General features: G+C 46.8%; 8 protein-coding genes and 1 CRISPR repeat array. Of the genes, 4 read left to right on the plus strand and 4 right to left on the minus strand.

Going from position 1 to position 5,207, the window contains the following annotated elements; all coding sequences use genetic code 11:
- Positions 1-987 (plus strand): gamma-glutamyltransferase family protein (locus IQ235_RS18275; RefSeq protein ID WP_264322845.1); only part of this gene is annotated, 987 nt, incomplete at its 5' end.
- A 255-nt stretch (positions 988-1,242) separates the two neighbouring features.
- Positions 1,243-1,608: a YidH family protein gene (locus IQ235_RS18280; RefSeq protein WP_264322846.1), complete on the plus strand. Its 366-nt coding sequence runs from the start codon at positions 1,243-1,245 to the stop codon at positions 1,606-1,608.
- Between the two features lie 50 nt (positions 1,609-1,658).
- Here IQ235_RS18280 and IQ235_RS18285 read toward each other — a convergent pair whose 3' ends face one another.
- The 3 genes from IQ235_RS18285 to IQ235_RS18295 are packed head-to-tail and all read right to left on the minus strand — an operon-like array spanning position 1,659 to position 2,801.
- Positions 1,659-2,036, minus strand: coding sequence for a DUF202 domain-containing protein (locus IQ235_RS18285; protein ID WP_264322847.1), 378 nt, complete (start codon positions 2,034-2,036; stop codon positions 1,659-1,661).
- 59 nt (positions 2,037-2,095) lie between these two features.
- Positions 2,096-2,503, minus strand: coding sequence for a hypothetical protein (locus IQ235_RS18290; RefSeq protein ID WP_264322848.1), 408 nt, complete (start codon positions 2,501-2,503; stop codon positions 2,096-2,098).
- Positions 2,504-2,549: 46 nt separating this feature from the next.
- Entirely contained in the window at positions 2,550-2,801 is a 252-nt protein-coding gene (locus tag IQ235_RS18295; RefSeq protein ID WP_264322849.1) for a hypothetical protein, read from the minus strand.
- Between the two features lie 115 nt (positions 2,802-2,916).
- Between IQ235_RS18295 and IQ235_RS18300 the strand changes: the two genes are divergently transcribed.
- Positions 2,917-3,183 (plus strand): type II toxin-antitoxin system RelB/DinJ family antitoxin, encoded by a 267-nt coding sequence (locus tag IQ235_RS18300; RefSeq protein ID WP_264322850.1) that lies wholly within the window; start codon positions 2,917-2,919, stop codon positions 3,181-3,183.
- Entirely contained in the window at positions 3,183-3,464 is a 282-nt protein-coding gene (locus IQ235_RS18305; protein WP_319592622.1) for a type II toxin-antitoxin system YafQ family toxin, read from the plus strand. Before IQ235_RS18300 ends, IQ235_RS18305 begins: the two co-directional genes overlap by 1 nt.
- Positions 3,465-3,771: 307 nt before the next feature.
- A CRISPR array of direct repeats spans positions 3,772-4,139; the repeat unit is 37 nt; unit sequence GTATCCAGGCTTCTTTGGAAGCCGAATTAATGGAAAC.
- 207 nt (positions 4,140-4,346) lie between these two features.
- Here IQ235_RS18305 and IQ235_RS18310 read toward each other — a convergent pair.
- Positions 4,347-5,153, minus strand: coding sequence for a DUF4058 family protein (locus tag IQ235_RS18310; RefSeq protein ID WP_319592623.1), 807 nt, complete (start codon positions 5,151-5,153; stop codon positions 4,347-4,349).
- Between the last annotated feature and the right edge of the window lie 54 nt (positions 5,154-5,207).

A 5,207-nucleotide genomic window follows, 5' to 3' on the forward strand; every position in this document is an offset into this window, starting at 1 on the left:
GCCAATGGCGGACTGATAACCCGCGAAGACATGGCCGCCTACGAACCCATTTGGCGCGATCCTCTCTGCGGCGACTTCCGGCAATGGCAGGTGTGTTCCATGCCGCCCCCTTCTTCTGGGGGGGTTCACCTGTTGCAAATCCTAAACCTGATCGGGGATGCAGATTTGGCGGGGCAAGGTTGGCATCATCCCGATACCCTCCACCTGCTGATTGAGGCGATGCGGATTGCCTATGCCGATCGGGCTGAATACCTGGGCGATCCCGATTTTGTCGAGGTTCCCGTTGCCGAGTTGGTGAGTGAGGAATACGCAGCAGTTCGCCGTACCGAAATCGAGATGGAACGGGCGCGATCGTCAAGTGAGGTAAAGCCAGCCGATGCGCAACTCCTGGAACGATTGCGGGAATCCCCCCAGACGAGTCATCTTACCGTTGTCGATGGCGATCGCAATGCCGTCAGTCTCACGTTTACCGTCAATGGCGGTTTCGGCGCGGCGGTGGTTGCCCAGGGGACGGGAATTTTGCTCAACAACGAGATGGATGATTTTTCGATCGCCCCTGGAGTCCCGAATTTGTTCGGGTTGGTGGGGGGAGAAGCCAATTCGATCGCCCCTGGCAAAACGCCCCTATCGAGTATGACACCGACGATCGTGACAGAAGGCGATCGTCTGCGCCTTGCGGTAGGTGCGCCGGGAGGGAGTACGATTATCACGACAGTGTTGCAAGTATTCCTCAACGTTCTGGTGTACGAGATGGACGTGGAACGGGCGGTAACTGCACCGCGTTTGCACCATCAGTGGTTGCCCGACAAAACCTTCGTCGAATCCTGGGGATTGGATGTTTTGACCCGAGAAGAGTTGCGCCGCCGGGGACACGAACTGCAAGAACGAAATGGCTGGGGCAATGCCAACGCGATCGAAGTCACCGCCGAAGGATATCTCGAAGGGGCGGCAGATCCGCGCGGAGAAGGAGTGGCGAGGGGGTTTTAAGCGGTAGGATGCGTTCGACGGCGGTAACGATTACACTGAACAGAAAATCAAAATCCGTCGTAACGCATCATCAAAATGTAGGTTGGGTTGAAGCATGAAGCCCAACAACCGCAACTGATGGCGTTGGGCTTCGTTCCACGGGCCCAACCTACGAGACTTAACCTTTCACCAATGCCCCATTCCCCATTCCCAGAAATTCCATCCCTCATGAGGCGCGAAAACCGCTATCAGTCAATCAGTCTATAAACCGTCGCGATGTCAAACCTAGAACTTGCCAAAAAGAGAAATAGAGCTGCCGCAGAACGAACGTTGATGGCTTGGATTCGGACTAGCATTTCGTTGATTAGCTTTGGATTTGGGATAGATAAAATTGTCTCCGTATTGAATGAGGCTGTTGGTGTTAATAATCCAATCAGATTCACTCGGATTTTAGGATTAGCCTTCGTATCCCTCGGGACGCTGGCGATGCTAGGTGCGACAGTACAACACAGACAAGAACTCCGAAATATTCGCAAAGAAAACTATACTTACGTGCCCGATATTTCTATCAGTTTTATTGTCTCGATTGCGTTATTTGGAATTGGCTTATTTGCCTTTTTCGGAATTCTACTGAGTATTTAGAAAGAAATCTAGCGACAAGTCAGGAAGCTCGATCGCCGCTTCTAATAAAGCTAAAATAACAAAATGCACAGGGCAATGAGACCATAGATCGAAACGGCTACCGTTGATGCGAGTTCCATCGATCGACCCGAGAGTAAAATGTAGTTTTCGCGGCGAAGTGAGTCGATCGCAATTCGATGCTGCCACATCGCCAGTACCAGGAGTATCAGCGCTAAAGTAATCGTTAATAATCCTAACGGGCGAAACAATTCTCGGAATTCTTCGCGGTTTGCACCCGGAAAACGTTGCACGAAAATATCAGAAACATAGCCGATCGCAATTCCCAGTTCAAGCAAAAGCAAAGTACTTCTGACCCAAGAGAGTAACGTTCTTTCAGCCGCCGCGCGAGTTCGCAATTTAGCGAGTTCGGTTAAGGGATTTGTCGGCATTTATAAAATACAATTATGTCTCTGTGATGTATATATACTTTTTATGAATTTTATAATTTTTATCCTAAATAAAAATTAGAGAGAAATGCGGTATCTGGTTGTTCTGGATTTAAAAATGCTTCCATCGTCTCTCCTTTGCGAACTTCGGCTTTAAAGCGAATAATTTGATGGCACGACTCGTAATCTTTCTGCTGATAAGTGTATCGATATCGCAGTTTCCAGGCTCCATAGGCACGTTGCTTACCGACAATTAAAGCTTTGACGGAAACACCTTTAGCAAAAGCATTCTGAATCAAGCGAACTCGTTTAATTAAAAAGTACATTAATCCCAAGCCGACGGGAATTGTCTCGATAAATATACCAGAAGCGATCGCCCCCAAAGTTAAAAGAAATGAGGCGGAATCGGTGAAGATAATTCGACCAATTGTGGGTTTGCGATCGATGATTGATGAGAGTTTGGGATTCATAGAGAATGGAGTGCAAATTCGATCGAGATTGGAAATGACCACGATGCTAGTCTAACTCGAAGTTTTCCTCCGCTAGCCAACGCGCTTCGAGTTCAGCAACGGTAATTCCTTCACGTTTAGCAATATCTGCCATCTGCCGGTTGATTTCCTCGAAATTCGCTTCAATTCGAGAACCGATAATTTGGGCGGCATAAGTGGCTTTAGGTTTGCCGTGAATCTTACTCGGGCAAATGAGCTTTCGCCCTTCGTAGGCAGACAGGGTAATGGTAATCCGCAGGGGCATATCATTGTCATCCATAATCAGTCACCTATCGATCTTATGCTTTCTGTATGCTCTATAGCAGATCGAGTCGTTTTTCTATTTTTGTGATACAATTGGAGTACAAAAATAAAAGCGTAAACACTTAAAAAAAATGGCTTTCCAAACGAGTAAAGTTCAAGCTCGAATCGAACCAAATTTAAAAGCTTCAGCCGAAGCGATTTTTCAAGCACTGGGTATTACGCCAACCGAAGCAATTCGGATGTTTTACAAGCAAGTTGAATTGCAGCAAGGGCTACCTTTTTTGGTGAAAATTCCCAACGATACAACTCGTGCGGCAATCAGAGAAGCCGAAAATGTAGAAGCTTTAAGTTCTTATGGGAGTGTCGATGAGTTTTTGGATGAGATGAGCGAAAATTAATGTCGATGTATACAATTTCGCCGACCTCTCAGTTCAAGAAAGATTTTAAAAGGGCTGAAAAACAAGGAAAAGACTTGAATAAACTTGGTAATGTATTAATTGCATTACTTAGAGGGAAAGCACTACCTCAAAAATATTTTGACCATCAACTGACCGGTGAGATGCGCGAGTATCGCGAATGTCATCTTGAACCGGACTGGCTATTAATCTATCAGCTCCGAAAAGAAGAAAAAGTCGTGACTTTAATCCGAATTGGGAGTCATTCAGAATTATTTTCATGATTTCTTATGTTTGTTAAAATTCGTAAAGCTTGGCAATTTACAAGATTTTGTTTTTAGTAGATCGAGTCTTGTCTCGATTTTTGGCAAACCGGTAGTGGGGTTTTATGCGATCGGGCGATCGCGCTGGGGAAACTCCCGCCCGGACTGGGTTTGGGGGTATAGAGGTGAGTTGGGGACGTGTCAAGGAGACGGGGTAAGGGTTTGAGGGTTTTTGAGGAGTTGTGCGTATGACGTTGTACTTACAAATTGGGAGGTTCGCCAAAACTGGGTTTGAAACCCTTGTGGTGTGGGTGTTGTATAATCTAGAGTATCCAGGCTTCTTTGGAAGCCGAATTAATGGAAACTACCCAAAGGTGCGAGCTAGGGCGTCGAGGGTTCCCCAGGTATCCAGGCTTCTTTGGAAGCCGAATTAATGGAAACAAAACGATTCAATTAGAATACGAAAAAGCATTAATTGTATCCAGTAGAATACGAAAAAGCATTAATTGTATCCAGGCTTCTTTGGAAGCCGAATTAATGGAAACAATCCTGTTTGATTCAAGCCCCCATCTTTTAAGTGGGGGTATCCAGGCTTCTTTGGAAGCCGAATTAATGGAAACATTTGTAAACTGATTGGATAGTTATAAATCTGTCGCCAAGTATCCAGGCTTCTTTGGAAGCCGAATTAATGGAAACCCCAACAATTCGGAAATCAAAATTTGGAATTCAGAAACATCCGCGATTCCGAGTTTTGGTTTCCGAATTTACTTTGTATTACTTTAATAATCCCTCGACTTCTACAGAAATGTCTGGAAACGCAAACGGTTCGATCGGGAATGCTTCGCTGCCAGACTGGGAACGTATCGCCAGAGAGTTTTGAGAAGTGGGTATCGATCGCCCCACTTACAATGACATCAACGATCGCACCCATTCTTCATCAACATCCCTTAAAGGAGGTACGGGAGATCGAGAATAATCGATCGTCAAATCCAAAGCTGCTTCTGAATAGGCTCGCTCTAAAATATCGGATAAGTGAACGACGGGTTCGCGTTCTTGAGGCAGTAATGGCAGGGAAAATTCTGGAATGGTTTCGCGCAGATTGAAGGGGTAGAGTTCCGCTTCCGGACGCAGATTAGCCCGACTTACCAGAATCCGATAGTCCGATGGAATGGCAGCCGTCATCGGCATAAAATCGCCCGATCGCAACAAATCGATTTCCACCAAATGCGTCCTACTATTTAACACCTTTTGCCGCTTCGCAAGGTACTTTTGGCGACCTTCCCCCGCTCGTTTATTCGTCGGTGAAAGCAGTTCTATGGCAGTTACGACTCGTCCGGTTTTGACTTCCCGAATTTCTAAGTAACGTTCGGTACGTTCTTCGGTTTGGGGAACCGTCACCCGAACCGGTTTGGGCATCACCTGAGTTGTCGTTGCCGGTGTGAAGTCTGCATCGGGACGAACTTCAAACACCGAGGCATCGGGAATGCCCACCAGAACGGCATCGCTATACACCCGCTTTTCTACCGCCGCCCGATATTTGGGAACCAGTAGGGGATTGAGCGATCGCGCCAACTCGACAATCAGCCAGGAATGCACTTCGGGCCATAACGCGGGATTTTCCAGATAGGGGTTCATACCGGGGAATTTCGGTGTCATGGCTTTTGGAGGCTGGGGGAGAAAGACGCGCGATCGATCGGGGTTTGCAATCACTTCGGCAACGGCAATTTAAACTAACCCATCGTTCTCATACTATATCGAGAAACC

It is taken from the genome of Zarconia navalis LEGE 11467, from assembly GCF_015207075.1.
GTDB lineage: Bacteria > Cyanobacteriota > Cyanobacteriia > Cyanobacteriales > Geitlerinemataceae > Zarconia > Zarconia navalis.

Bases quoted from the DNA above. Each gene is read 5' to 3' on its own strand.
- IQ235_RS18295 (WP_264322849.1), bottom strand. From the start codon at position 2,801: ATGGATGACAATGATATGCCCCTGCGGATTACCATTACCCTGTCTGCC.
- IQ235_RS18305 (WP_319592622.1), top strand. From the start codon at position 3,183: ATGTCGATGTATACAATTTCGCCGACCTCTCAGTTCAAGAAAGATTTT.
- IQ235_RS18280 (WP_264322846.1), top strand. From the start codon at position 1,243: ATGTCAAACCTAGAACTTGCCAAAAAGAGAAATAGAGCTGCCGCAGAA.
- IQ235_RS18285 (WP_264322847.1), bottom strand. From the start codon at position 2,036: ATGCCGACAAATCCCTTAACCGAACTCGCTAAATTGCGAACTCGCGCG.
- IQ235_RS18290 (WP_264322848.1), bottom strand. From the start codon at position 2,503: ATGAATCCCAAACTCTCATCAATCATCGATCGCAAACCCACAATTGGT.
- IQ235_RS18300 (WP_264322850.1), top strand. From the start codon at position 2,917: ATGGCTTTCCAAACGAGTAAAGTTCAAGCTCGAATCGAACCAAATTTA.